Raw genomic sequence first — 23,387 nt, forward strand, 5'->3', positions numbered from 1 at the left:
GAACTGGATTTATAAAAAAGTGTGTTACAAAGCTACAAAAAAGATGATAAAAATCATATTTTATTTATACAAGTTTTAAGACCTTTGTATAAGGTATAAAAGAGCAAATATATGGAATCAAATACTTGTTTCCATTGTGGTAACGAAATTAATAAAAAAGACGAGGTTATTTATGATGACAAAAATTTTTGTTGCACCGGTTGCAAGACCGTTTACGAAATCTTTAGTCAGAATGATTTAACGTGTTATTATGATTTCCAACAAGCCCCTGGAGCAACGCCTCAGGACATCAATGGTAAATATGACTTTTTAGACAATGTAACAATTGTTGAGAAGTTATTAGAATTCAATGAAAATACAACGTCAATTGTATCATTGTATATTCCTCATATACATTGTAGTTCGTGTATATGGATATTAGAAAATCTACAAAAACTTCAGAAAGGAATTATTGTTTCTCAGGTAAATTTTCCGGAAAAGAAAGTCCGTATTACATTTAATCCTCAGGAAACCGATTTAAAAGCAATCGTATATCTTTTAAGTTCAATAGGCTATGAACCTTATATAAGTCTGGAGAATTATGAAACGGGTAAAAAAGAAGTCGATCGTAGTTTGATCTATAAGGTGGGGGTGGCTTTTTTCTGTTTCGGGAATATCATGCTATTGTCATTTCCGGAATATTTTGAAGTTCAGGAATTCTGGATCAATCAGTATCGCTCTTTTTTCAGATGGCTGATTTTTGCTTTGTCTCTTCCCGCATTTTTATATTCGGCTATCGATTATTATAAATCAGCTTATAAAAGTATCCGCTCAGGGATATTGAATATTGATATTCCTATAGCTTTGGGGATCGTAGTTATGTTTGTACGAAGTACAATTGATATCATCATGGGCTATGGACAAGGTTTTTTTGATAGCTTAACAGGTTTGATCTTCTTTATGTTATTAGGAAAGTTGTTCCAACAGAAAACCTATAGCTTTTTGTCGTTTGAACGAGATTATAAGTCATATTTCCCCATAGCTGTTACAAAGGTGGCACCAAACGGGACAGAAGAAGCCGTTCAGGTGTATGAGATTGAAAAAGGAGATCGTTTACTAATCCGTAATCAGGAGTTAATTCCGGTTGACGGAATATTAATCTCTGAAAAAGCAGCTGTAGATTACAGTTTTGTTACCGGTGAAGAAGAACCTATTGAAAAGAAATCAGGAGATAAACTTTTTGCCGGAGGAAAACAGTTGGGAAAAAGTATTGAAATGGAAGTGCTTTTTTCTGTTTCCCAAAGTTATTTAACTCAACTATGGAGTAATGATGTCTTTCAAAAGAAATTTGAACAAAAGCATAAAACCATTACAGATAAAGTTAGTCGATATTTTACTCCTGCTTTATTATTGATAGCCTTTGCTTCTTTGATAGGATGGTTGTTTGTAGACACGTATCAGGCGTTTAATATTTTTACTGCAGTTTTAATTGTTGCCTGTCCGTGTGCTTTAGCTCTTACAGCACCATTTACATTAGGGAATGTACTTCGTATTATGGGAAAACAAAAGATGTATTTAAAGAATGCGACAGTAATTGAACAAATGGCAAAAGTAGATACTATCGTTTTTGATAAAACAGGAACCATTACAACCAATAAAAAAACAGCGATCCGATTTGTAGGAGAAGAGCTGAGTGACCATGAAATCTACTTATTGAAGAATGCTCTTCGAGGCTCTAATCACCCGCTAAGCAGAAGATTATATGATTATTTGCCTGATGTTTCTAAAGCAATGCCAACATCTTATGAAGAGCTTACTGGGAAAGGCGTTTTAGCTTTTTTTGATAAAGAAATCGTTCAGTTCGGCTCAGCAAGTTTTCTTGATATAGAAGAGAATTCAGAGTATGAGAAAACAAAAGTTAACATAAAAATTAACGGGATTTACAAAGGATTTTATATATTTAACAATCAATATCGTGAAGGTTTAGCTGATTTATTTGAGAAATTAGCTAAAAATTACGAATTAAAAGTTCTTTCCGGTGATAATGATGGCGAACGAAATACGCTATTGACCTTACTCCCAGATGCTACCGAATTGATTTTTAATCAGAAGCCGGAAGAAAAATTAAAGTTCATAGAGAATTTACAAACGCAAGGAAAAAATGTTATGATGATAGGTGACGGGTTGAACGATGCCGGAGCTTTGGCGCAAAGTAATGTGGGAATTGCCATATCTGAAAATGTAAATGTGTTTTCACCCGCTTGTGACGGGATTATGGATGCAAGTCAATTTGCTCGTTTGGATTATTACCTTCATTATGCAAAAAATGCCGTAAAGACTATTTATACAAGTTTCGGATTGTCGCTTTTGTATAACAGTATAGGTCTTAGCTTTGCGATCACAGGGCATTTATCTCCTTTGGTAGCGGCAATTATTATGCCTCTCAGTTCTATTACAGTAGTGAGTTTTGTAACAATTATGACAAACCTTTTGAGCAGAAGGAAATAATTTTAACAAAAATTTCAGATATGACAAAAATCATATTTTAGTTACAGTGCCCGAATTAAATTTGTTAACGTAAAATAAAAATAGGTATGAGCGTAATTTATTTATTAATCACAGTAAGTATCGTTGTGGCCATAACTTTTCTGCTTGCTTTTATAAAAGCAGTGAAAAGCGGTCAATATGATGATGATTACACACCTTCCGTCAGAATGCTTTTTGACGATGAAATCAAGAAAAACCCTAACAACAAATTAATTCAATCACAAAAAGAGAAACAAAAATCAATCTAATTATGGAAATGCAACAATTTTATTACGACAACAAAATTGTAAGAAACTTCCTTTATGCAGCAATTGCTTTTGGTGTAATAGGAATGCTTGTCGGGCTTATAGTAGCTTTCTTTTATTTGTTTCCTAACATGACCGATGGTATTTCATGGTTAAGTTACGGAAGATTAAGACCGTTACATACAAATGCAGTAATCTTTGCTTTTGTAGGTAATGGTGTGTTTGCAGGAGCATATTATTCCTTGCAACGTTTATTAAAAACCAGAATGTTTAGTGACTTTTTAAGTCAATTGAACTTCTGGGGATGGCAGATCATCATTTTAGGTGCAGCCATTACATTACCTTTAGGTTATAATTCATCAAAAGAATATGCTGAATTAGAATGGCCTTTTGATATAGCGATAGCAGTTATATGGGTGGCATTCGGTATTAATATGATCGGAACGATCATTAAAAGAAGAGAGCGTCATATTTACGTAGCTATTTGGTTTTACATTGCAACTTTTATTGCTGTAGCTTTATTGCACATTTTCAATAATTTAGAGATTCCGGTTTCTTGGACAGCTATGAAAAGTTATTCGGTTTATGCTGGGGTTCAGGATGCTTTGGTTCAGTGGTGGTACGGTCACAATGCCGTGGCCTTTTTCTTGACAACACCTATTTTGGGGTTAATGTATTATTACGTGCCTAAAGCTGCTAACCGTCCGGTTTATTCTTACCGATTGTCAATTATTCACTTCTGGTCTTTGATCTTTATTTATATCTGGGCTGGTCCTCACCACTTATTGTATTCCGCTTTACCGGATTGGGCACAAAATTTAGGAGTGGTTTTCTCTGTAATGTTGATTGCACCGTCTTGGGGTGGTATGATCAATGGTTTATTAACATTGAGAGGTGTTTGGGATAAAGTAAGAGTAGATCCTGTACTTAAATTTATGGTAGTGGCAATTACCGGTTATGGTATGTCTACTTTTGAAGGTCCAATGTTATCTTTAAAAAATGTGAATGCGATTGCTCACTTTACGGATTGGATCGTAGCGCACGTTCACGTAGGTACTTTAGCTTGGAACGGATTTATGATGTTTGGTATGACATATTGGATGTTACCAAGAATGGCTAAAACTACTTTATATTCTAAAAAATTAGCTAATTTCCACTTCTGGATCGGTACTTTAGGTATCATTTTATATGTGTTGCCAATGTATGTGGCAGGGTTTACACAAGCATCAATGTGGAAGCAATTTAACCCGGACGGGTCATTGGTTTACGGTAACTTCTTAGAAACTGTAACACAGATTATTCCTATGCATGCTATGAGAGCTATTGGTGGTACATTATATTTTATCGGTATCTTAACATTGGTATATAATGTGATCCAAACGGTACGTCAAGGTTCTCCTATTGAAGATGAATTAGCTGAGGCACCTGCATTAACAAGAATTTCTCCATATCAATTAAAAGGAGAAAGCTGGCACTCTTGGTTAGAAAGAAAACCGGTTCAGTTTACTATTTATACAACAATTGCTGTAGCTATCGGGGGTATTGTTCAGATTGTACCGATGCTGGTAGTGAAATCGAATATTCCGACTATTGCAAGTGTTAAACCGTATACACCGTTAGAATTAGAGGGTAGAGACCTATATATCCGTGAGGGATGTAACAACTGTCACTCACAATTGGTTCGTCCGTTCCGTTCAGAAGTTAAACGTTACGGAGAATATTCAAAATCAGGAGAGTATGTATATGACCATCCATTCTTATGGGGTTCAAAACGTACAGGTCCGGATTTACACAGAGTAGGTGGTAAATACAATGACAACTGGCATTTTAACCACATGTATGACCCGCAAAGTACTTCTCCTAATTCAATTATGCCAAGTTATAAATGGATGTTTGATAACAAGGCTATGGATCACTCTTTGATAGAGAAAAAAATGGAAGTAATGCAAACCTTAGGAGTGCCTTACACAGCAGAAGATGTAACCAATGCTAGAAAAAGTATGGATGAGCAATCTGCTGAGATTGAGAAAAATCTTCATTCTGATCCTGACTTTGTAAAAGCGTATGAAGAAAGTAAGAAAAATGCACTTGCAAGAGGTAATGAGTTCGTTCCTATGAAAGACAGAGAGATTGTAGCGTTGATAGCATATTTACAACGTTTGGGAACTGATATTAAAGTGAAAAATCCAACAAAATAAATTGTAAGTCATGTTGAAATTCGTTAAACACAATCTGGAAACTATCGTTGGAGTAGAGATATATCCTATCATATCGTTAACCATATTCTTTGTCGTGTTTGTTGCCTTCTTTATTTGGGCAATGACCTATAGTAAAGAGAAAATTAATGAATTGAGCGAATTACCATTTAAAGAAGATAATAATTAAAAACATTCAAGATGAAAAAAATAATTCCGGCATATGTAAGAGTTCCATTGATTTTTGCCATAGTAATGGGCGCTTTGGAATATTTTATAGATTCAGGTGATAAGCCTGCATTTATCAAGTATCCGATGGTAGCATTATTTTTAGGAGTATTTTTATTCTTATTAATAGCAATCGAGATCGTTGTAGATGCTGTAGATAAGGTTACGTATAGCTTACTATCTGATGAACAGAAAAAACAATTAGCTGAGGCTCAAAGTGTTTCTTTTGCTGATAGTAAATTGATGAAAATGCTTACCCGCTCAAAAGATATTGAGCAAGAGGCAGATGTAATGTTAGATCACGACTACGATGGTATTAAGGAGCTTGATAATGTATTGCCTCCTTGGTGGGTTGGATTGTTCTATGCCTGTATCGTTTTTGCAATTGTCTATCTGGTTCGTTTCCACATTGTAGGAGATTATACTCAGGAAGAAGAGTTCATTGCTGAAATGGAACAAAAAGATAAAGAAGTTCAGGAATATTTGAAAACTGCACCGGACTTAATGACAAAAGATAAAGTTACTTTATTGACAGATGCAGCCTCTTTGTCTGAAGGGGAGAACATCTTCAAAACGAACTGTGTTGCTTGTCACCGTGCGGATGCAGGGGGCGCAATCGGACCTAATTTAACAGATAAATACTGGATATTAGGCGGTGGTATTAAAAACGTTTTCAACACTATTACTGAGGGAGGACGTTCCGGAAAAGGTATGGTGCCTTGGAAAGAAACTTTAAAACCGACAGAGATTCAAAAAGTAGCCAGCTACATACTTTCTTTACAAGGTTCAAATCCAAAAGACCCGAAACCGTCTGAAGGGGATGAATGGATAGAAGAAGGAGCAGCACCGGCAGCTGATGCAGATGCTACAGCAGTTACAGATTCTACAGAGGTGGCAACGGTTGTTGTTGATTCTCTAAAAACAGAATAAAAATAATAAAAAAGGATTTGGGCATTTGCCCGAATCCTTTTTTAAAAAAAACCAAATTTATATCATGTCTAACACTAATTTACCAGACGAAAGTTTTAGAGATAGTATAGGTACTATCACTAAAGAAGGTAAAAGAAATTTCATTTATCCTAAAAAGCCATCAGGTAAATTTTATGATAAGAGAAAATTATTAAGCTATTTGCTATTAGCTTTTTTGTTTGCAGCTCCTTTTGTTAAGATCAACGGAAATCAGTTCTTGATGTTCAATGTTTTGGAAAGAAGATTTAATATTTTCAGTTTCCCTTTCTGGCCTCAGGATTTCCATTTGTTTGTAATGTCAATGATAATAGGAGTAGTAGGGTTAACCTTGTTTACGGTTGCTTTTGGTAGAATTTTTTGCGGTTGGTTTTGTCCTCAAACTATTTTTATGGAAATGGTTTTCAGAAGAATTGAGTTTTGGATTGACGGAGATCGAGGAGCACAAATACGTTTGGCAAAACAAGAATGGAATGCTGAAAAAATAAGAAAGAGAGTAATAAAACTGTTTATTTTCTTTGTTATTTCTTTTATGATTGCCAATGTTTTTCTGGCGTATCTTGTAGGAAGCGACGAGTTGATCAAAATGATCACTGAAGGACCGGCAAAAAATCTAAGTACATTAGTTGCTTTGTTAGTATTTACAGGAGTTTTCTATTTTGTTTTCGGATGGTTTAGAGAGCAAGTATGTATCATTGCTTGTCCTTACGGACGTTTACAGGGAGTACTACTGGATGATAAATCCGTTATTGTAGCTTACGACCATGTGAGAGGAGAAGGTGAAAACGGTAGAAAAAAATGGCGTAATGGAGAAGATCGAAAAGAATTAGGATATGGTGACTGTATTGATTGTAAACAATGTGTAGTTGTATGCCCTACCGGAATTGATATTCGTAACGGTACTCAGTTAGAATGTGTAAACTGTACGGCCTGTATCGATGAGTGCGACACCATTATGGAAAAAGTAGGTTTGCCGAAAGGTCTGATTCGTTATGCAAGTGAAGCTGAAATTGTAAATAAAGAAAAATTTTCTTTGACTACAAGAATGAAAGGTTATATAGCAGTATTAACCATTTTAATCGGATTGTTGATAGGCTTGTTATTCCTGCGAGGTGAAGTAGAAGCTACGGTTTTACGTTTACCGGGTCAATTATATGAGCATAAGGGAGACAAGATCAGTAATGTGTTTACGTATAAGATCGTGAACAAAACAGTTAAGGAATTAGATAGTGTTCATTTTAAATTGGTTAATCCGAAAGGTGAAGTAAAAGTAGTAGGGAACGAATACTTTAAAGTTCCTAAAGAAGGCTTAGCCGAAGGAACCTTATTTATTGAAATTAATCAAGCTTTCTTGACAGGAGATAAAACTAAAATTAAAATTGAAGTCTATAGCGGTAAGGAACGAATAGAGAAAACGACTTCAAATTTCCTTGGACCAAGAAGCTTTTAAAAAATAAGATGGCAGGTCGAATTTAATTGAATAATAATTTTGTTTGACCTGTTTCTATCTTTGATAATTATAAAAATCAGAACAGATGAAATTTAATTGGGGAACAGGTATAGTTATAGCTTTCGGTATATTTATAGTATTCATTTTGTCGTTTGTATTCAGAGTACAATCTAATCCAAAGTATGATAATGAATTGGTAACTAAAGAATACTATAAAAAAGAAGCGACTGTTCAGAACGATATTAACAAACAGGAAAAAGCTAATGCTTTAGAGCATAGACTGGTTATTAAAAAAACAGATGATGGAATTTTAGTGATTTTTCCTGAAAATTTTGAGGCACAAAACATTAGTGGAAAAGTGTCCCTATACAGACCGTCTAACCAAAAATTAGATTTTGAAATTCCAATTTCACTTTCTAGTCCACATTTGCTCATACCTAAAAGTAGTTTGGTAGGCGGTCTTTGGGACATTACTGTTGATTGGACATACCAATCAACAGATTATCTTAACAAAGAAACTATTTATTTTTAAAAGTAGCTAGTTTTTTGTGACATAAAAAATTATTTACATGCTTTATACTGCTGTCATATTCGGTTTAATAAGTAGTCTGCACTGCGTGGGCATGTGCGGACCTATAGCTATGATGTTGCCGGTAGACAGAAGTAATCAGGCTACTAAGACGATACAGATCTTGTTGTATCATTTGGGGAGAATAACAGCCTATAGTTCTTTGGGGTTGTTGTTCGGAATTCTAGGGAGAGGCTTTTATTTAGCCGGAATGCAACAACAATTGTCAATTGTGGTCGGAGTTATAATGATCGTGATTGCTGTTGTTCCTGAAAAACAATTTGCGAAATACAATTTCTCTAAACCGGTATACAAAATAATTTCTCGGGTTAAATCTTCATTGGGCAACCAATTTAAGAAGAAAACCATGGGGTCTATTTATACCATTGGAGTGCTAAATGGGTTTTTACCGTGCGGGATGGTCTATGTGGCTTTATTCGGAGCTTTAGCTATGAATCGGTTAGATCTTAGCGTTCTGTATATGGTTCTTTATGGAATAGGGACTATCCCCATGATGAGTTTGGTAGTTTATGTATCAAATTTGCTTACTGTTTCTTTTAGAAGTAAATTGCAAAAAGCAATACCTGTTATTGCAGTTTGTATAGGAATTTTATTTATCATGAGAGGTTTGGGATTAAGTATCCCTTATATTTCTCCCGGTAATGTTAGTTTGTTTGTGCAAAGTGAAGCAAACTGTCACTGATTATAAAGATTTTTTATTTTTGATTATTAATTGGTTTGGATTAAAAAAAAGCATCAAAATTACTTTGATGCTTTTTTAATTTTATACTATTCGAATATTTTTTAGTTCACAATAACTTTTTGTATCGTAGAAGCAGCATCAGTATCTAATTTAATCAAATAAAAGCCTTTAGACAAGTTATTGATTTTGAATATCTCACTTTGAGGTTTAAGTTGTTGGATCACTTGTCCGTTAATGGTATAAACCGTAACTAAAGTTAACGGAGTCTGAGACTGTACCGTAAATTCACCGGTTGCACTAGGATTAGGGAAAAGAGAGACACTATTTAAGGCAAAGCTTTCCGCTTCTAATGCATCAACAGCAGCACACTGCGTCGGATAGATTTCACATACAAAATCAGGATTATCTATAAATGGGTTTCTGTTGTTCTGATATGAGAAAATAACATTATTCTGATTGATCTCTTTTGCAGAAACAGGGTCTTCCTTATGCCATTTGATCAATCGAAAGATAAAGGCGTCAGAGAATACTTTGTCTGTAGAACCGTCAAACATATTTTTTGCTTCACAAGTAGAAGCATTCGCTCCGCTGTAAAAATCATCCATCAGGTCTTCATAACGTGTAGCAAAATAAAAGAAGCAACGAGCAATATCCCCTTTAAATTCATCAAGCGGTTCAAAAACCGTCCCGTTGTAGCTAGAGTAAGCATCTGTAATATTGCTTCCTTTTTGAGAACCGTTTTGTGATGTATAAGTCGCTGAACTTACTTCCCCGAAAGGCAGATTATTACGTTGACCATTTACATAACCATCTGAAGGAACTGCATGAAAAGGGTCATTTTTCATTGGAGCTACAGCAAAATGATCAAAATACGACTGCGGAATTAAATGCTCTCTGTTGTAACAATCTCCTTCACCGGAATAAGAACCACATTGGTTGGTTACTAATGTAAAATTATAAGGATCAGTTCCGCCCGGAACTTCTGAATACATGTCGTATAAAGTGTTATCGTTTTCGTCATAAATATCATGGAACGCATTATTGTTAGCAAACAAAGTCCATAAAGAACTATAACCTTGATCAGTATGCAGATACTCCGGAGTTAAACCGTCAGTATTATCGTCAATAATTTTTTTCAGTTGGGTTTTTAAAGCATAACCGGTTAATCCTACAGTAGAATCATAATATCCGGCAGGAGCTTGTGCTAAAGCAATTTGGGCTACAAATAAGGCAAATAAAGTAATTTTTTTCATGAGTTAATTTTTACGAGTTAATAGGGCCATATAAAATCCGTCAAACCCACTTTCGTGAGCCAATACTTTTTGATCTTTGACAAAAGTAAAATTTTTACCGGCTTCCGAGTTTAAGAAATGCTTAATTTGTTCTTGATTCTCTGAAGGCAGAACTGAGCAAGTAGCATAAACTAATTTTCCGCCGGGTTTTACTATTTTAGAGTAGTTCTCTAATACTTCTGCTTGAGTCTTCTTGATATTTTCCACAAATTCAGGCTGAAGTTTCCATTTACTATCCGGATTACGTTTTAAAACACCTAATCCGCTACAAGGAGCATCAATCAGAACTCTATCCGCTTTTTCATGTAATTTTTTGATGACTTTAGTAGAGTCAATTACTCTGAAATCTACGTTGTGAACACCGTTTCTTTTAGCTCTTGTCTTTAATTGTTTCAATTTACTTTCATAAATATCCATAGCAATTAGTTGCCCTTTATTTTTCATTAAAGAAGCGAGATGCAAGGTTTTTCCTCCGGCTCCGGCACAAGTGTCAACAACACGCATACCCGGTTCTACATCTAGAAAATAAGCTACTAATTGAGAGGAGGCATCCTGAACTTCAAATAATCCTTCTTTAAAAGCACGGGTCAAGAAAACATTGGCACGTTCTTTTAAAAGTAAAGCATCATTGTAGTCTTTTAAGAATGAAGTTTCAATATCATTTTCATCCATTAAAATGGAACGTAATTGTTCTTTAGTCGTTTTCAAGGTATTCACTCTCAAAATTACTTCAGCTTGCTGGTTCTGAGCATGAATTTCTTTTGACCAAACAGGTTCCCCTAATTCTTTAACACCTAATTCATCCATCCAATCCGGAATGGATTCTTTGAATTTTCGGGTTTTTGATAGTTCATCAAATTTACCTTTAATACGGCGAACCGGGGTATTTTCAAAATATTTCCAGTCGGGTAGTGCAATACCTCTTAATACAGCCCAAACAGCAAATAACCTCCACACATTATCACGTGTAAAAGGTTCTTTTACTTCTGCTATTTCAGCATATAAACGTTTCCATCTGACAATTTCATAGATGGTTTCGGCAACAAACTTTCGATCTTTGCTTCCCCAGCGTTTGTCACGCTTTAAAACTTTGGCCACAACCTTATCAGCATATTCTCCTTCATTAAAAATTTCTAACAAGGCATCAATAACGGCAAAAACTAAATTTCTGTGTAATCTCATTTTTAAATAAATAAGCCTACAAAGATAGTAATAAAAAAGAAATGAGCCGTATAAACTATACGGCTCATGTAATTTTAAAGTTAAGTTTTTATGCTCTTCCGCTTCTTCCGCCTCCGGAACGTCCGTTTGACTGACTTCCTCCTGTACTTCTGGTCGATGAACCGCTCTGGCGACTAACTCCAGATGATGAGCGACTTTGAGTAGCGCTGCTTGATCTGTTAGTGCTTCTGCTCATATTGGTATTACTACGGTTTGAAGAGCTGCTTGGTGTATAACTTCTGTTTGTGGTTGCTCTTGTAGAGCTATTTCTTGTTGCTGAACTTCCGGAACTGCGATAGTTAGCGGAACGGTTTTCAGCATACGTTCTGTTGTTACTTCTTGTTGTATTTGTATTACTTCGGGTAGTAGCTGTATTGCTACCTTGATTATAACTTCTTGTACTGTTATTTCTTGTACTATTATTATTTCTGGTAGAATAACTGCTGTTATTTCTTGATGAAGCATAGGAATTTCTGCTGTTTCCTGAAGCGGATAATTGTCTTGTACCCGGTGTACGTGTTTTAACGGTTCTGTTTTGATCTAATTCGTATCGGTTGCTGTATCCTGAGTTTCTGTAAGCAAATGAACGATTCGGATAACGAACTTCATAACCGTTAGCTCTTCTGCCATAGTAAGCATTGTACGCATAAGCACATCTTCTGTGTGTTACATAATGGTAAGTATGCCCGAAGTTGATATGAAGAACAATGTTATTTCTATATCTGAATATCGGATACGGATGCCATACAGTATAATAGGTCGGGTAGTAGCCCCAATACCATGAAGAATAATAAGGACGATAGCTAGTTACCCAAAAAGTAGTGTAAATTACCGGTCGGGTTACATAAACCGGCTCATATATATAGTTGGCACCATACATATAAACATCACCTACAACCTGTACGGTTACATTGTTGTTTTGGTCTTTCTCAACTTCTACAGTGGCAACGTCCTGATAGAGATCTTTGTCTAAAACAGCTTGAACGACAATAATGTGGGCATTTCCTTCAATGCTTTCTACCACTCTTAAATAATCTACATAATTGTCATTATTCAAGTCTAAATTAGAGATCTGAAGTTCCGGGTCATTTAATCTGCGTTCAAAATCTTCGAGGTCTTTACTGTCTCCGAAAATTGTAGCCACAGCTCTTAAGTCCAGATTGTCGCTAATATCACTGCTATTGGCTCTTACTGTTGTTTTATCTTGTGCAGTTGCCGAAAATATTCCCAGCAAAGCGATTATTACTGAAGTAAAAATTTTTGTTTTCATAATATTCTCCGGTATTTTTGTTTTTCATTTTAGTAAAACCAATTATTGTGCCAAAAAATATTTTTATGATGTTTGTAAGAAGAGGAAAGTTTGTAAGTTATGTTTTTTATATTTTGATTATCAGTGCTTTATTTGTTTCTTGTGAGTCTGAAAAAGAATTGAAAAGACCATTTGAAAAAGTAATTATTACTCCTGTTTATAAAGATTCTATCAGTATCAGGGCAATTTTGATAGACAGTAATCAATTATGGTTTGCAGGAAACAACGGTAAGTATGGTGCAATTGACTTGGAGACGCAAAAAATCTTTAACGGACATGTTGTAAAAGATTCGCTTTTACCGGAATTCAGAAGTATAGCTAAAGCCCGAAACGGAGTTTGTATCCTTAGTGTGGCTTCACCGGCTTTAATGTATCATATCAGTTCAGATAAAAGACAAGTGAGGAATGTGTATTCGAATGAAAATGAGAATGTGTTTTTTGACAGTATGCAAATAGATAAACAAGGCTTTGGAGTAGTAATGGGCGATCCGACCGAAAATTGTTTAGATGTTTGGCTTACTAAAGATTTTGGACAAAACTGGTCTAAAATTCCTTGCGATGCGTTACCGGAAATTGTAGAAGGAGAAGCTGCTTTTGCAGCCAGTAACACTAATGTTATTTTAAGAGGAGGAAAGGTGTTTATCGTAACCGGAGGGAAAAAAGCCAGATGTTTGGTAAGTGAAGATAAAGGGAAAACCTGGGAAGTTTATGATACACCTATAATTCAGGGTGGAATAATGACCGGCATTTTTACAGCCGATTTTTATGATGAAAACGTTGGAATTGTTGCCGGTGGAGATTATGAGAAGCCGGATTATAATGCGGCTAACAAGGCTATTACAACTGACGGAGGGAAAAATTGGAAAGTAGTTGCCGAAAATAGTTCATTCGGCTATGCTTCCTGTGTACAGTTTGTACCCGAATCGGATAGGAAAGGGATTGTGAGTGTAGGGGCAACAGGTGTTTATTATTCTTCAGACCTTGGTGAACATTGGACAAAAATGGCTGAAGATACTGATTTGTATACTTTACGGTTTCAAAATGATTCTGTTGCTTATGCAGCCGGTCGGAATACGATAGTTAAAATGGAATTTATGAAATAAAAAAAGCAGTCTCTATAAGACTGCTTTTTTCAAAAAAACTCAATAAAAACTATTAGCTGAAAAATCTAGCAAAGAATCCTTTGCTTTCGACAGGTTTATTGTTTTCAGCATTTGCAGCAGCAGCTTTAGCCGCTTGTTCTTTTTGATATTCAGACATTAAGCCTTTTAAGAATTCAACATAATCTTGTCCTTGTTCTTCAAGGAACCCTGTTAAATACTTTTCACTTCCTTCCATTCCTGCAGCTTCTTCAATCTGAAGTAATTTTTTGTATAAAGGCTCAATTTTTGAAACTACTTCTTGCGGTACAGCTTTTCTTCTGGCAAAATAATGTGTGATTTCTCCATCTTCATTTCTTGAGATATCAAAATCAGTAATTACCCAGTAGTATCTACCTGATTTAGCCATGTTTTTAACTACCGCGTGGAAGTTATTTCCGGCTTTTAAATTATCCCATAATACTTTAAAAACAACTTTTGGCATATCAGGGTGTCTGATAATGTTGTGAGGTTGCCCTACTAGTTCATAGTCTTCGTATCCACATACATCAACAAATACTTCATTAGCGTACTCAATAGTACCGTATTTGTCGGTTTTACTCATAATAGTTCTTGTTTTGTCCCAAATGACTTCTTTGTCAATCGGAGTTGGTCTTGTTGGTGCTTCCATACCTAAAGTTTTTGTGTTAATAATTTAAGATAGGACAAAGTAAAGACCCTATAGAACGAAAAAAAATGACAAAAATCAGGTTTGTGTAAAAAAGTGTTAAAAAAAAGTTAATGAAAAAATAAAAGCCTAACGTTTTTAAAGTTAGGCTTTAGTCGTTAATCTCTTTTATCTCTGTTTTCCCGGAATTGGTGCAGTAATTTGCGATTGAATTCTTCTTCGGATTTTTTCAGAAGAATAATTTTTTTAGCAGAGAGAACATTCTGCAGCTCTTTAAAGTATTTTTTACGCAGAGTGTACAATTGATCTTCATAACTTTCCATCTGGTTGAGCAAAGTTGCAGCCTCTTTTTCTGAAAGTGACTCAAAACCTCCGTCTCCGATTTTATGGATCAGTGTTCGCATTTTATTGTGGCGGATATCAAATTCCTGATCGTCAAAGGCATTGTATATAGGCCAGAATTTTTGAGCTTCATCCGGTGTAAGTTCTAATTTTTCAGTGATATAAGCAATTTTTAAGGCTTTTATCTTTTCTTTCTTATCTTTAAAGTTTTGAGAAAAGCCAATGAAAGCTATCAGTAAAAATAACGGGATTAGAATTTTTCTTTTCATGGTTTTTATTCGTTTAGGTAATAATCAAGGTTGTCTTCTTGTAATAAATAATCTTCAACGGCATCCTCATTTAAACTAATAGAGGTTTCTAAATTCTGAAGATCTTCATTACTCAGTTTATCGATCAGGTCGTAAGTTGAATATTCAGTTGTCAGATAATTTTCCAGTGTTTGACTTTCAATATTTTCTGTTGTATTTGAACTGAAATAAACAGGGATCGCTAAAAGCGCTACAAAAATAGCAGCAATTGCCGAAATCCAAATTTGTTTTCTATGAAAAAGAGAAACGACCTTAGGCTCTTTTTCAGGAGCTTTAAAATCAATGGTCTCCATCATTTTGGATTCAAAATTTTCGAAATAGGTTTCCGGAACTTTGAAGCCTGATGCTATTTTTTTATTATGTAAATCAAAGTCTTTCATATTGTTAAGACAAAATTTTAGTCGTTTGGTTTAATTGTTTTTCAAATATTCTTCAATTTTTTTAACCGCTATGTGATAGCTGGCTTTAAGGGCTCCTACAGAAGTATCTACGATTTCAGATATTTCTTCGTATTTCATTTCCTGAAAATATTTCATTTTAAAGACTAATTGCTGTTTTTCCGGTAAATCGGCAATGGCTTTTTGTAATTTTAGTTGAATCTCATCTCCGTCATAATACGTATCGCTTTCAAGGCTGTTAATAGCTTTGTTTTGCCATTCTTCAATAGTTGTACCGTTTTTTCGGGCTTTTTGATTGATGAAATTTAAAGCTTCATTAGTAGCAATCCGGTACATCCAGGAATATAATTTACTTTCTCCTTTAAAATTCGACAGGTTCTGATAGATTTTCAGAAATGTATTTTGTAAGACATCATCGGCATCATCATGGTTTAAAACAATATTTCGTATGTGAAAGTACAAGGGCTTTTGGTACAAATGCAAAAGCTCTCTAAAAGCATTTTGCTGCGTTTTAGGATTCAATAAAGCTTCAATAAAAACTTTTTCGTTTTCCAAGTCTTTCGTTTATACTTTAGATTAAAGTTAAGCAAAAAGGTTTAATTTGAAATCGAAATTTAGTACTACCTTTGCATAAAATTGCAACACAACGATGATTAAAACTGTTATTTTTGATATGGATGGGGTAATTGTAGATACAGAACCTGTTCATAAATACGCTTATGATCTTCATTTTAAGGAATTAGGTATAGATGTTTCAGAAGAGTTATATGCTTCTTTTACAGGGAATTCTACACGAAATGTTTTTCAGAAACTAAAAGAGCGTTTCGATTTGTCTCATGAAGTAGAAGAATTGATCTTAAGAAAACGCTTTTTATTTAATGAAGCCTTTGACACTAAAAAAGATTTATTCTTAATCGATGGTGTGGAAGCGTTGATTAAAAATTTACATGCAAATGACATGCAACTCATTTTAGCTTCTTCGGCCTCAAAAGGAACAATAACAAGAGTTTTTAACCGTTTCGGTTTGAATCCGTATTTTAAGCATAGGGTCAGTGGAGAAGACTTTCCGAAATCGAAACCTGATCCGGCAATTTTTATACATGCAGCTGGTTTATCTGCTTTTGCAGATGAAAATTGTATCGTTATAGAAGACAGTACTAACGGAATTACAGCAGCAAAAGCGGCCGGGTTGAAATGTATTGGTTACCATAGTCAAAATTCAAAATTACAAGACCTATCACATGCAGATTATATTGTAGAAGACTTTGGTCTTTTGGATTTTGACAGGATATCTAAAATGTAAGGATTAAATTTTTTCCAATGCTTTTTTATAGGTCTCAAGACATCTTATCCGCGCTTCTTTGTGGTCTACGATAGGTTTCGGATAGGAATCGGTTTCCAATTCCGGGATCCATTTTTTAATGTATCTGAGATCAGGATCAAATTTTTTGATCTGCTCCGTAGGATTAAAAATCCTGAAGTAAGGTGCTGCATCAACTCCGCTTCCGGCTGCCCATTGCCAGTTCCCTATATTACTGGCTTGTTCATAATCTAATAATTTTTGAGCAAAATAGGTTTCGCCCCAGCGCCAATCGATCAATAAATGCTTGCATAAAAAGCTTGCCACGATCATGCGAACCCTGTTGTGCATGTGTCCGGTAGTATTTAATTCCCGCATGCCGGCATCTACAAAAGGATAACCGGTTTTTCCTTCACACCACAACTGGAAATTTTTTTCGTGGGTATTCCAGATAATATTGTTGTACTGTGGTTTGAAACTTTTATGAACAGTGTGCGGAAAGTGCCAAAGGATCTGCATGAAAAATTCCCGCCAGATCAGTTCATTCAAAAATGTTTTGTCAGAACAAGTATCTGCTTTTTGAACAATTTTACGAATAGAAACCGTTCCGAAACGTAAATGTGTACTAAGGAAAGAAGTTCCGTGGATCGCCGGAAAATTTCGGGTCTCTTTATAATTTGCAATCAGCTTTTCAGAAAGATCATAAGGACTAACTGTAATAGTTGAGTATTCAAAACCGATATCTTTCAGTTGTAAAAAAGGGTAGGAGTGGACTGCGAACTTGTGTAATAATTTTTCTGACGGGTGATGGACAATAGTTTTATGAAGCCATTCTTCTTTCCATTTTTTAGAATAGGGTGTATATATAACATAAGGCGATCTGTCACTTTTTGTAATTTCATCCTTTTCGAAAATAACCTGATCTTTACACGTTTTAAATGAAACGGCATGTTGCTGTAAAAGTTGAAAAACGGCTTTGTCCCGTTTTCGGGCATAAGGTTCGTAATCGTGATTGGTATAAACTGTAGTAATAGGATTTTCCTCAATCAGTTTTTCAAAAACCTGTAAAGGATCGTCTGAAAAGACAGCTAATCTTCTTCCTGCATGTTCGAGTTGATTCCGGAGGTTTTCTAATTGTTGGTAAATAAAAGTGACTCGGGCATCGTTTTTAGGCAATTGAGACAGAATATTCGGGTCAAAAATAAAAATCGGCAAGACCTCTTCCTCCGAATTCAAAGCATGATATAATCCGGTATTATCTTCTAAGCGCAGATCTCTCCTAAACCAAAATATTCTCATAGCTTGTCGTTATATGTTCCGAACAAATCGTTTAATTTTCGTTCGCGATATTTAAAAATTTCCTCCAGTTTAGGTTTAACCAATACAGGATGGACTAATTGTCCTATAAATCCGTAAGGTAATTTATAGTCTACAATATCTTCCATTTCGACACCCCCATTAATTGATTTAAAAAAGTGTTTGTGATGCCAAAGAGCATAAGGGCCAAAGCGTTGTTCATCTACAAAGAATTCCTGAGGAACAACATGTGTAATTTCAGTGACCCATTTTGTTTTTATTTTTAAAACAGGAGAAACTAAATATTGAATGATCTGTCCCGGGTACATCTTTTTTTCAGCACCGCTTATGATCTCAAAACCCATATAATCAGGTGTGATGCGTTTTAGATTTTTAGGGTCTGAAAAAAAGTCCCATGCATCGTTAAGAGCGATGGGTAATTTTTGCGTTCTATGTAGTCGGTAAATTTGCATAACAATATTGTTTAACAAAATTAATAATTTTATTAAACAAAATAAAAAATAATTTTAGGAAATGGTTAACAAATGAAAATTTTAATTTTAGTAATTTCGTAGCAAATGATTAAAATAAATAATTAGGATGAGAAAATTTATTGTTGTTGCTTTTTTGACGCTTACAGCAGCTTTATCGAATGCACAAGTTAAAACACCACAGGCAAGCCCGTTTGCCAAAGTTGATCAAACTGTAGGATTAACAGAAATTGAAGTAGAATATTGTCGCCCGAGTGCCAAAGGCAGAATTGTTTACGGAGAGTTAGTGCCTTATGGAAAAAATTGGAGAACCGGAGCGAATGCAAATACAACAATAAGTTTTAGTGATAATGTGGTGATTAATGGAAAAGAATTAAAAAAAGGGAAATATGCCCTTTATACAACACCCAGAGCTGATAGTTGGGATGTGATTTTTTATACGGATACAAGCAATTGGGGCTTACCGCAAGAGTGGGACGAGAAAAAAGTCGCTTTGCGTACCAGTGTAAAACCGGTTACTATAGGAAAACCTGTAGAATCGTTCACAATTTCTATTAATAATTTAACAAATGATTCCGGGACTTTAGATCTGGCTTGGGAGCGTACTTCCATTTCAATTCCGTTTTCAGTTCCTACGAATGAAATTGCCATGTCAAGTATAGAAAATGTTCTTGCCGGACCTTCAATGGATGATTATTATTCTGCAGCTCTATATTACTATCAGTCTAATGGTGATATGAAAAAAGCATTATTGTGGATCAATAATGCAATTTCTATGACTCCGACAGGAGAAGATGTTCCGTTTTGGTATTTGAGATTAAAAGCCCTTATTCAGGCTAAAACAGGAGATAAAACAGGAGCAATAGAAACAGCTAAGTATTCTCTTGACGGAGCTACTAAGGCAGGGAATAATGACTATATCAAAATGAATAAAGATAGTATCTCTGAATGGTCAAAATAAGATTTTCAGATCGTACTATAAATAAAAAAGCCGGAATTTCCGGCTTTTTTATTTATTTTATTCTTCTTCAAATTGCTGAGCTTTGGAATATACACGCCACTTTTCAATACAGTCTACCATATCCTGTGGGATTTCAGAATCAAAACGTATGAATTCTTTAGTGACTGGGTGTTCAAAACCTAACGTTTTGGCATGAAGCGCCTGACGGGGTAATACTTTAAAACAATTATCGACAAACTGTTTGTATTTAGTAAAAGTTGTTCCTTTTAAAATAGCATTACCGCCATAACGTTCGTCATTGAATAGAGTGTGACCAATGTGTTTCATGTGAACTCTGATCTGGTGTGTTCTTCCGGTTTCTAATCGACAGGAAACCAAAGTAACATAACCTAATCGTTCTAAAACTTTATAATGAGTGACAGCCGGTTTTCCTCTTTCTCCGTCCGGGAAAACTGCCATTTGCATTCTGTTGGTCGGATGGCGATCAATATTGCCTTCAATCGTTCCTTCATCTTCTTCGATATTTCCCCAAACTAAAGCAACATATTCTCGTTCCGATGTTTTTTCGGCAAACTGTTTGGTCAGGTAATCCATTGCTAATTCCGTTTTAGCAACAACTAATAATCCGGATGTGTCTTTGTCAATTCGGTGTACTAAGCCCGGACGCTCGGAACTATTCATGGGTAAATTGTCAAAATGATAAGCCAAAGCATTGACCAGAGTTCCGGAATAGTTTCCGTGTCCCGGATGAACCACCATTCCGGCAGGTTTGTTAATAACGATCAGCTGTTCGTCTTCATATACGATATCTAAAGGAATATTCTCTCCTTTCAACAAATGTTCGTAAGGAGGATGTTCAAACATGACCTTAATGATATCATTCGGCTTTATTTTATGGTTGGATTTGACCGGAACATCATTTACCAGAATATTTCCTGCATCAGCTGCTTTCTGAATTTTACTTCGGGTAACATTCTCAATTAAGTTCATTAAAAATTTATCAACCCGAAGCGGTTGCTGTCCTTTAGAAACTTCAAATCTATGGTGTTCGTATAATTCGTCTTCCGGTTCGTTATCGTTAATCTGATTACTCATTAAGGTTGGTTTTCATTATCATTAGTCGTTGACGTCTCATTATCAGTATTTATATTACTACCGTTAAAGAGTTCTTTACCGTCTCCTAAGACGAAATCGATTTTAGATGTTTTCTTTACTTTATCGCCTTTCTTTAATTTTTTACCGTTTTGCATGAGTTGTAAAACAACGTCTTTTGCAATACTCGGACGGTATATTTTTTTGCCTTCGTGCAGGCCTAAGGATTTTATATTTGCACTGATCTGACGATATGTTTTATCTTTAAAATCAGGAATAGTTACGTCGTCATATTCTCCGGAGTTCAACTTTATGTAAATTTTTCTACCGCTTTTTACATTATTTCCCGCTTTCGGATCCTGTTCCACAACTGAATACGGCGGCATATCAGGTTTAAAATCAACGGTATCTAATAAAATCAGTTCAAGATTGAGTTCAGCTAATTTTTCTTCAGCGATTTTTAATTGCATTTTAGAAAGATCAGGTACTTTGATTTCTTCTTCGTGTTTGGTCTGGATGTCCAGAAACTTCATTAATAGGAAGATAAGAACAATGGAAATACCCAAGGCAATGCCGATCTGGATCAAAAAAACTTTACTTGTTAAAAACTTACGTAAGCTCATAAATAAAAAATGTTATTTTGGCAAAGATATAAAATACAAAACATTTATAGTTAGGAATAAATAATGTAATTTTGCTATACTATATAACGATTCTATATGAAAAATGTTGCCATTATAATGGGCGGTTATTCCAGTGAATACAAAATTTCCTTAACGAGCGGAAATGTGGTCTTTCAAAATTTAGATCGAACAAAATACAAACCGTATCGGATTCATATTCTGAAAGAAAAATGGGTGTATGTAGATGAAGACGAACAGGAATTTCCTATTAACAAACATGACTTTTCTGTAGAAAAAGAAGGGCGGAAAATAACTTTTGATGTAGTTTTTAATGCCATTCACGGAACTCCGGGTGAAGATGGTTTGATGCAGGCATATTTAGAGTTGTTACAAATTCCGCAAACATCTTGTGATTATTATCAGGCTGCCTTAACCTTTAATAAAAGAGACTTACTTTCCGTATTGAAACCTTACGGAATTAAAACGGCTCAGTCTTTTTATTTGAATCAGGGAGATGCAATTAATCAGGAAAAAATTATGGAAATAGTAGGTTTGCCTTGCTTTGTAAAACCTAATAAATCGGGTTCTAGTTTCGGGATTTCTAAAGTAAAGGAATCAAGTGAATTGCTTTCTGCCATTGAGAATGCTTACCGGGAAGACAACGAAATCATTATAGAAAGTTTTTTAGACGGAACAGAAGTTTCTGTGGGTGTGATAAACTATAAAGGAGAAATTACCGTTTTACCTATGACGGAGATCGTATCAGAAAATGATTTTTTTGATTACGAAGCAAAGTATTTAGGGAAATCTCAGGAAATAACACCAGCCAGAATTTCGGAGGAAGTCCATCGAAAAGTAGCGGAAACAGCTAAAAAAGCTTATGAAATCCTGAAAATGAAAGGGTTTTCACGAAGCGAATTTATTATTGTAAACGGAGAACCTTACATGCTTGAGATGAATACTATTCCGGGATTGACTAATGAAAGTATTTTGCCGCAACAAGCCGGAAAAGCCGGAATTTCATTAGGTCAACTCTTTGAAAATGCAATAGAATTAGCTCTTAAAATTAGTTTGTGATGAAAAAAATAATCCAATTGACCCTCATTGTAATGTGCTTGTTCGTACAGCAATCATGGTCTCAAATTCAAATGCTGAAAAAGACCTCTTCTGTCGAGAATAAGGAAATTAAAACAGCAAAAAAAGAAGTAAAGATTCAGCAAGAAGTACAAACTTTGCCTAAAGATCAGTTAAAAAGTATCAAAGAAACTTATAACTGGACCAAAGAAGAGATCTTAGTTATCAATTTTAAAGGGCTTAAAGACGAATGCCCTTTTAGTATTTACGATGGTTTACAGGCTACACAGGATTGGTTTGATAATGAAGTCTATCCGAATGTGGATCTCACGAATTGCCGTAATATTTACATCTATGCCGATAAATTATATGCCAAACCTATTTTAGATTTTGAAACCCATTATGACGATGTGGGACATTACTTTTTGAAACACTTCTTTAACAGAAAAGGAACTTGTTACGGGGTTATGGTTATCAATAAAAAAGGAGAATATCTGGTAGAAGGAGGTGAGTACAACCAGTATACCATTACTAATATGATACAACGACTTAAATAAAAGATATGAACAGACGCGCTATTTTCCCGGGATCTTTTGATCCCATAACTAACGGACACTTTGATATTATTACAAGAGGAGCTTCTTTGTTTGATGAAGTAATTGTAGCAATAGGAGTGAATGCTGAAAAAAAGTATATGTTCTCATTGGAAGACCGTAAGCGATTTATTGAAGAAGCATTCAAACACGAACCTAAAGTAAAAGTAATAACCTATCATGGTTTAACCATAGATTTATGCAAAAAGGAAAAAGCTGATTTTATTTTAAGAGGTTTGCGCAATCCTGCCGATTTTGAATTTGAAAAAGCTATCGCGCATACCAACCGTGTCATGTCTAAGATAGAAACCGTTTTCTTATTAACCGCAGCACGAACTTCCTTTATTTCATCCAGTATTGTTCGCGATGTATTGCGAAACGGCGGCGATGTTTCTAAGTTAGTTCCGGAATCGGTACAAGTACATAAATAGCCTGAAAT

General features: G+C 35.1%; 25 protein-coding genes. 14 read left to right on the forward strand and 11 right to left on the reverse strand.

The window, feature by feature from the left end; all coding sequences use genetic code 11:
- The first annotated feature begins 111 nt into the window (after nucleotides 1-111).
- The 8 genes from DI487_RS13915 (at nucleotide 112) to DI487_RS13950 (ending at nucleotide 8,881) form a co-directional block, all read left to right on the forward strand.
- Nucleotides 112-2,487: a heavy metal translocating P-type ATPase gene (locus DI487_RS13915; protein WP_109570177.1), complete on the forward strand. Its 2,376-nt coding sequence runs from the start codon at nucleotides 112-114 to the stop codon at nucleotides 2,485-2,487.
- Nucleotides 2,488-2,573: 86 nt separating this feature from the next.
- The gene (gene ccoS, locus DI487_RS13920) at nucleotides 2,574-2,774 is read left to right on the forward strand and encodes a cbb3-type cytochrome oxidase assembly protein CcoS (RefSeq protein ID WP_109570178.1); all 201 of its coding nucleotides are present in this window, start codon (nucleotides 2,574-2,576) and stop codon (nucleotides 2,772-2,774) included.
- A 2-nt stretch (nucleotides 2,775-2,776) separates the two neighbouring features.
- A complete protein-coding gene (gene ccoN / locus DI487_RS13925; protein ID WP_109570179.1) occupies nucleotides 2,777-4,969 on the forward strand; it encodes a cytochrome-c oxidase, cbb3-type subunit I in 2,193 nt (730 codons plus the stop codon).
- Nucleotides 4,970-4,979: 10 nt separating this feature from the next.
- On the forward strand, nucleotides 4,980-5,156 hold the full coding sequence (locus DI487_RS13930; RefSeq protein ID WP_109570180.1) for a CcoQ/FixQ family Cbb3-type cytochrome c oxidase assembly chaperone: 177 nt from the start codon (nucleotides 4,980-4,982) through the stop codon (nucleotides 5,154-5,156).
- An 11-nt stretch (nucleotides 5,157-5,167) separates the two neighbouring features.
- Nucleotides 5,168-6,124 (forward strand): cbb3-type cytochrome c oxidase N-terminal domain-containing protein, encoded by a 957-nt coding sequence (locus DI487_RS13935; RefSeq protein WP_109570181.1) that lies wholly within the window; start codon nucleotides 5,168-5,170, stop codon nucleotides 6,122-6,124.
- A 64-nt stretch (nucleotides 6,125-6,188) separates the two neighbouring features.
- Nucleotides 6,189-7,610: a cytochrome c oxidase accessory protein CcoG gene (ccoG, locus tag DI487_RS13940; protein WP_109570182.1), complete on the forward strand. Its 1,422-nt coding sequence runs from the start codon at nucleotides 6,189-6,191 to the stop codon at nucleotides 7,608-7,610.
- A gap of 85 nt (nucleotides 7,611-7,695) precedes the next feature.
- A complete protein-coding gene (locus tag DI487_RS13945) occupies nucleotides 7,696-8,142 on the forward strand; it encodes a FixH family protein (protein ID WP_109570183.1) in 447 nt (148 codons plus the stop codon).
- Nucleotides 8,143-8,179: 37 nt separating this feature from the next.
- Nucleotides 8,180-8,881, forward strand: coding sequence for a sulfite exporter TauE/SafE family protein (locus DI487_RS13950; RefSeq protein ID WP_109570184.1), 702 nt, complete (start codon nucleotides 8,180-8,182; stop codon nucleotides 8,879-8,881).
- A 101-nt stretch (nucleotides 8,882-8,982) separates the two neighbouring features.
- On the opposite strand, the gene DI487_RS13955 is transcribed toward DI487_RS13950, so the two are convergent.
- The 3 genes from DI487_RS13955 to DI487_RS13965 all read right to left on the reverse strand — a co-directional run bounded on the left by DI487_RS13955 (nucleotide 8,983) and on the right by DI487_RS13965 (nucleotide 12,664).
- Nucleotides 8,983-10,134 (reverse strand): endonuclease, encoded by a 1,152-nt coding sequence (locus DI487_RS13955; RefSeq protein WP_109570185.1) that lies wholly within the window; start codon nucleotides 10,132-10,134, stop codon nucleotides 8,983-8,985.
- Between the two features lie 3 nt (nucleotides 10,135-10,137).
- The gene (locus tag DI487_RS13960; RefSeq protein ID WP_109570186.1) at nucleotides 10,138-11,355 is read right to left on the reverse strand and encodes an RsmB/NOP family class I SAM-dependent RNA methyltransferase; all 1,218 of its coding nucleotides are present in this window, start codon (nucleotides 11,353-11,355) and stop codon (nucleotides 10,138-10,140) included.
- A gap of 88 nt (nucleotides 11,356-11,443) precedes the next feature.
- On the reverse strand, nucleotides 11,444-12,664 hold the full coding sequence (locus tag DI487_RS13965) for a hypothetical protein (protein WP_109570187.1): 1,221 nt from the start codon (nucleotides 12,662-12,664) through the stop codon (nucleotides 11,444-11,446).
- A 65-nt stretch (nucleotides 12,665-12,729) separates the two neighbouring features.
- Here DI487_RS13965 and DI487_RS13970 point away from each other — a divergent pair, with 65 nt between their 5' ends.
- Complete coding sequence (locus tag DI487_RS13970) at nucleotides 12,730-13,806, forward strand: sialidase family protein (RefSeq protein ID WP_146193484.1); 1,077 nt, start codon at nucleotides 12,730-12,732, stop codon at nucleotides 13,804-13,806.
- A 52-nt stretch (nucleotides 13,807-13,858) separates the two neighbouring features.
- On the opposite strand, the gene DI487_RS13975 is transcribed toward DI487_RS13970, so the two are convergent.
- The 4 genes from DI487_RS13975 to DI487_RS13990 form a co-directional block, all read right to left on the reverse strand.
- A complete protein-coding gene (locus DI487_RS13975) occupies nucleotides 13,859-14,473 on the reverse strand; it encodes a PAS domain-containing protein (protein ID WP_109570189.1) in 615 nt (204 codons plus the stop codon).
- A 155-nt stretch (nucleotides 14,474-14,628) separates the two neighbouring features.
- Nucleotides 14,629-15,081 carry a sensor of ECF-type sigma factor gene (locus DI487_RS13980; protein ID WP_109570190.1) on the reverse strand — a complete coding sequence of 151 codons (453 nt, stop codon included), beginning with the start codon at nucleotides 15,079-15,081 and terminating at the stop codon, nucleotides 14,629-14,631.
- A gap of 5 nt (nucleotides 15,082-15,086) precedes the next feature.
- Entirely contained in the window at nucleotides 15,087-15,500 is a 414-nt protein-coding gene (locus tag DI487_RS13985; protein ID WP_109570191.1) for a hypothetical protein, read from the reverse strand.
- Nucleotides 15,501-15,530: 30 nt separating this feature from the next.
- Nucleotides 15,531-16,073 (reverse strand): RNA polymerase sigma factor, encoded by a 543-nt coding sequence (locus tag DI487_RS13990; protein WP_109570192.1) that lies wholly within the window; start codon nucleotides 16,071-16,073, stop codon nucleotides 15,531-15,533.
- 94 nt (nucleotides 16,074-16,167) lie between these two features.
- Between DI487_RS13990 and DI487_RS13995 the strand changes: the two genes are divergently transcribed.
- Nucleotides 16,168-16,821 carry an HAD family hydrolase gene (locus tag DI487_RS13995; RefSeq protein ID WP_109570193.1) on the forward strand — a complete coding sequence of 218 codons (654 nt, stop codon included), beginning with the start codon at nucleotides 16,168-16,170 and terminating at the stop codon, nucleotides 16,819-16,821.
- Between the two features lie 3 nt (nucleotides 16,822-16,824).
- On the opposite strand, the gene DI487_RS14000 is transcribed toward DI487_RS13995, so the two are convergent.
- Nucleotides 16,825-18,117 (reverse strand): cryptochrome/photolyase family protein, encoded by a 1,293-nt coding sequence (locus tag DI487_RS14000; protein WP_109570194.1) that lies wholly within the window; start codon nucleotides 18,115-18,117, stop codon nucleotides 16,825-16,827.
- Nucleotides 18,114-18,587: an SRPBCC family protein gene (locus DI487_RS14005; RefSeq protein WP_109570195.1), complete on the reverse strand. Its 474-nt coding sequence runs from the start codon at nucleotides 18,585-18,587 to the stop codon at nucleotides 18,114-18,116. The genes DI487_RS14000 and DI487_RS14005 overlap by 4 nt, the downstream gene beginning before the upstream one ends.
- 127 nt (nucleotides 18,588-18,714) lie before the next feature.
- Between DI487_RS14005 and DI487_RS14010 the strand changes: the two genes are divergently transcribed.
- A complete protein-coding gene (locus DI487_RS14010; RefSeq protein WP_109570196.1) occupies nucleotides 18,715-19,566 on the forward strand; it encodes a DUF2911 domain-containing protein in 852 nt (283 codons plus the stop codon).
- Nucleotides 19,567-19,623: 57 nt separating this feature from the next.
- On the opposite strand, the gene DI487_RS14015 is transcribed toward DI487_RS14010, so the two are convergent.
- Together DI487_RS14015 and DI487_RS14020 are read right to left on the reverse strand one after the other, a co-directional pair.
- Nucleotides 19,624-20,661 (reverse strand): RluA family pseudouridine synthase, encoded by a 1,038-nt coding sequence (locus tag DI487_RS14015; RefSeq protein ID WP_109570197.1) that lies wholly within the window; start codon nucleotides 20,659-20,661, stop codon nucleotides 19,624-19,626.
- Nucleotides 20,661-21,281, reverse strand: coding sequence for a PASTA domain-containing protein (locus DI487_RS14020; RefSeq protein ID WP_109570198.1), 621 nt, complete (start codon nucleotides 21,279-21,281; stop codon nucleotides 20,661-20,663). Before DI487_RS14020 ends, DI487_RS14015 begins: the two co-directional genes overlap by 1 nt.
- A gap of 96 nt (nucleotides 21,282-21,377) precedes the next feature.
- Here DI487_RS14020 and DI487_RS14025 point away from each other — a divergent pair, with 96 nt between their 5' ends.
- The 3 genes from DI487_RS14025 to coaD are packed head-to-tail and all read left to right on the forward strand — an operon-like array spanning nucleotide 21,378 to nucleotide 23,379.
- Nucleotides 21,378-22,358, forward strand: coding sequence for a D-alanine--D-alanine ligase (locus DI487_RS14025; protein ID WP_109570199.1), 981 nt, complete (start codon nucleotides 21,378-21,380; stop codon nucleotides 22,356-22,358).
- Nucleotides 22,358-22,912, forward strand: coding sequence for a hypothetical protein (locus DI487_RS14030; protein ID WP_109570200.1), 555 nt, complete (start codon nucleotides 22,358-22,360; stop codon nucleotides 22,910-22,912). The genes DI487_RS14025 and DI487_RS14030 overlap by 1 nt, the downstream gene beginning before the upstream one ends.
- A 5-nt stretch (nucleotides 22,913-22,917) precedes the next feature.
- Nucleotides 22,918-23,379, forward strand: coding sequence for a pantetheine-phosphate adenylyltransferase (gene coaD / locus DI487_RS14035; protein WP_109570201.1), 462 nt, complete (start codon nucleotides 22,918-22,920; stop codon nucleotides 23,377-23,379).
- The last annotated feature ends 8 nt before the right edge of the window (nucleotides 23,380-23,387 follow it).

It is taken from the genome of Flavobacterium sediminis, from assembly GCF_003148385.1.
Lineage (GTDB): Bacteria > Bacteroidota > Bacteroidia > Flavobacteriales > Flavobacteriaceae > Flavobacterium > Flavobacterium sediminis.

Coding starts and splice junctions, on each gene's coding strand:
- DI487_RS13915 (WP_109570177.1), top strand. CDS start 112: ATGGAATCAAATACTTGTTTCCATTGTGGTAACGAAATTAATAAAAAA.
- ccoS (WP_109570178.1), top strand. CDS start 2,574: ATGAGCGTAATTTATTTATTAATCACAGTAAGTATCGTTGTGGCCATA.
- ccoN (WP_109570179.1), top strand. CDS start 2,777: ATGGAAATGCAACAATTTTATTACGACAACAAAATTGTAAGAAACTTC.
- DI487_RS13930 (WP_109570180.1), top strand. CDS start 4,980: ATGTTGAAATTCGTTAAACACAATCTGGAAACTATCGTTGGAGTAGAG.
- DI487_RS13935 (WP_109570181.1), top strand. CDS start 5,168: ATGAAAAAAATAATTCCGGCATATGTAAGAGTTCCATTGATTTTTGCC.
- ccoG (WP_109570182.1), top strand. CDS start 6,189: ATGTCTAACACTAATTTACCAGACGAAAGTTTTAGAGATAGTATAGGT.
- DI487_RS13945 (WP_109570183.1), top strand. CDS start 7,696: ATGAAATTTAATTGGGGAACAGGTATAGTTATAGCTTTCGGTATATTT.
- DI487_RS13950 (WP_109570184.1), top strand. CDS start 8,180: ATGCTTTATACTGCTGTCATATTCGGTTTAATAAGTAGTCTGCACTGC.
- DI487_RS13955 (WP_109570185.1), bottom strand. CDS start 10,134: ATGAAAAAAATTACTTTATTTGCCTTATTTGTAGCCCAAATTGCTTTA.
- DI487_RS13960 (WP_109570186.1), bottom strand. CDS start 11,355: ATGAGATTACACAGAAATTTAGTTTTTGCCGTTATTGATGCCTTGTTA.
- DI487_RS13965 (WP_109570187.1), bottom strand. CDS start 12,664: ATGAAAACAAAAATTTTTACTTCAGTAATAATCGCTTTGCTGGGAATA.
- DI487_RS13970 (WP_146193484.1), top strand. CDS start 12,730: ATGATGTTTGTAAGAAGAGGAAAGTTTGTAAGTTATGTTTTTTATATT.
- DI487_RS13975 (WP_109570189.1), bottom strand. CDS start 14,473: ATGGAAGCACCAACAAGACCAACTCCGATTGACAAAGAAGTCATTTGG.
- DI487_RS13980 (WP_109570190.1), bottom strand. CDS start 15,081: ATGAAAAGAAAAATTCTAATCCCGTTATTTTTACTGATAGCTTTCATT.
- DI487_RS13985 (WP_109570191.1), bottom strand. CDS start 15,500: ATGAAAGACTTTGATTTACATAATAAAAAAATAGCATCAGGCTTCAAA.
- DI487_RS13995 (WP_109570193.1), top strand. CDS start 16,168: ATGATTAAAACTGTTATTTTTGATATGGATGGGGTAATTGTAGATACA.
- DI487_RS14000 (WP_109570194.1), bottom strand. CDS start 18,117: ATGAGAATATTTTGGTTTAGGAGAGATCTGCGCTTAGAAGATAATACC.
- DI487_RS14005 (WP_109570195.1), bottom strand. CDS start 18,587: ATGCAAATTTACCGACTACATAGAACGCAAAAATTACCCATCGCTCTT.
- DI487_RS14010 (WP_109570196.1), top strand. CDS start 18,715: ATGAGAAAATTTATTGTTGTTGCTTTTTTGACGCTTACAGCAGCTTTA.
- DI487_RS14015 (WP_109570197.1), bottom strand. CDS start 20,661: ATGAGTAATCAGATTAACGATAACGAACCGGAAGACGAATTATACGAA.
- DI487_RS14020 (WP_109570198.1), bottom strand. CDS start 21,281: ATGAGCTTACGTAAGTTTTTAACAAGTAAAGTTTTTTTGATCCAGATC.
- DI487_RS14025 (WP_109570199.1), top strand. CDS start 21,378: ATGAAAAATGTTGCCATTATAATGGGCGGTTATTCCAGTGAATACAAA.
- DI487_RS14030 (WP_109570200.1), top strand. CDS start 22,358: ATGAAAAAAATAATCCAATTGACCCTCATTGTAATGTGCTTGTTCGTA.
- coaD (WP_109570201.1), top strand. CDS start 22,918: ATGAACAGACGCGCTATTTTCCCGGGATCTTTTGATCCCATAACTAAC.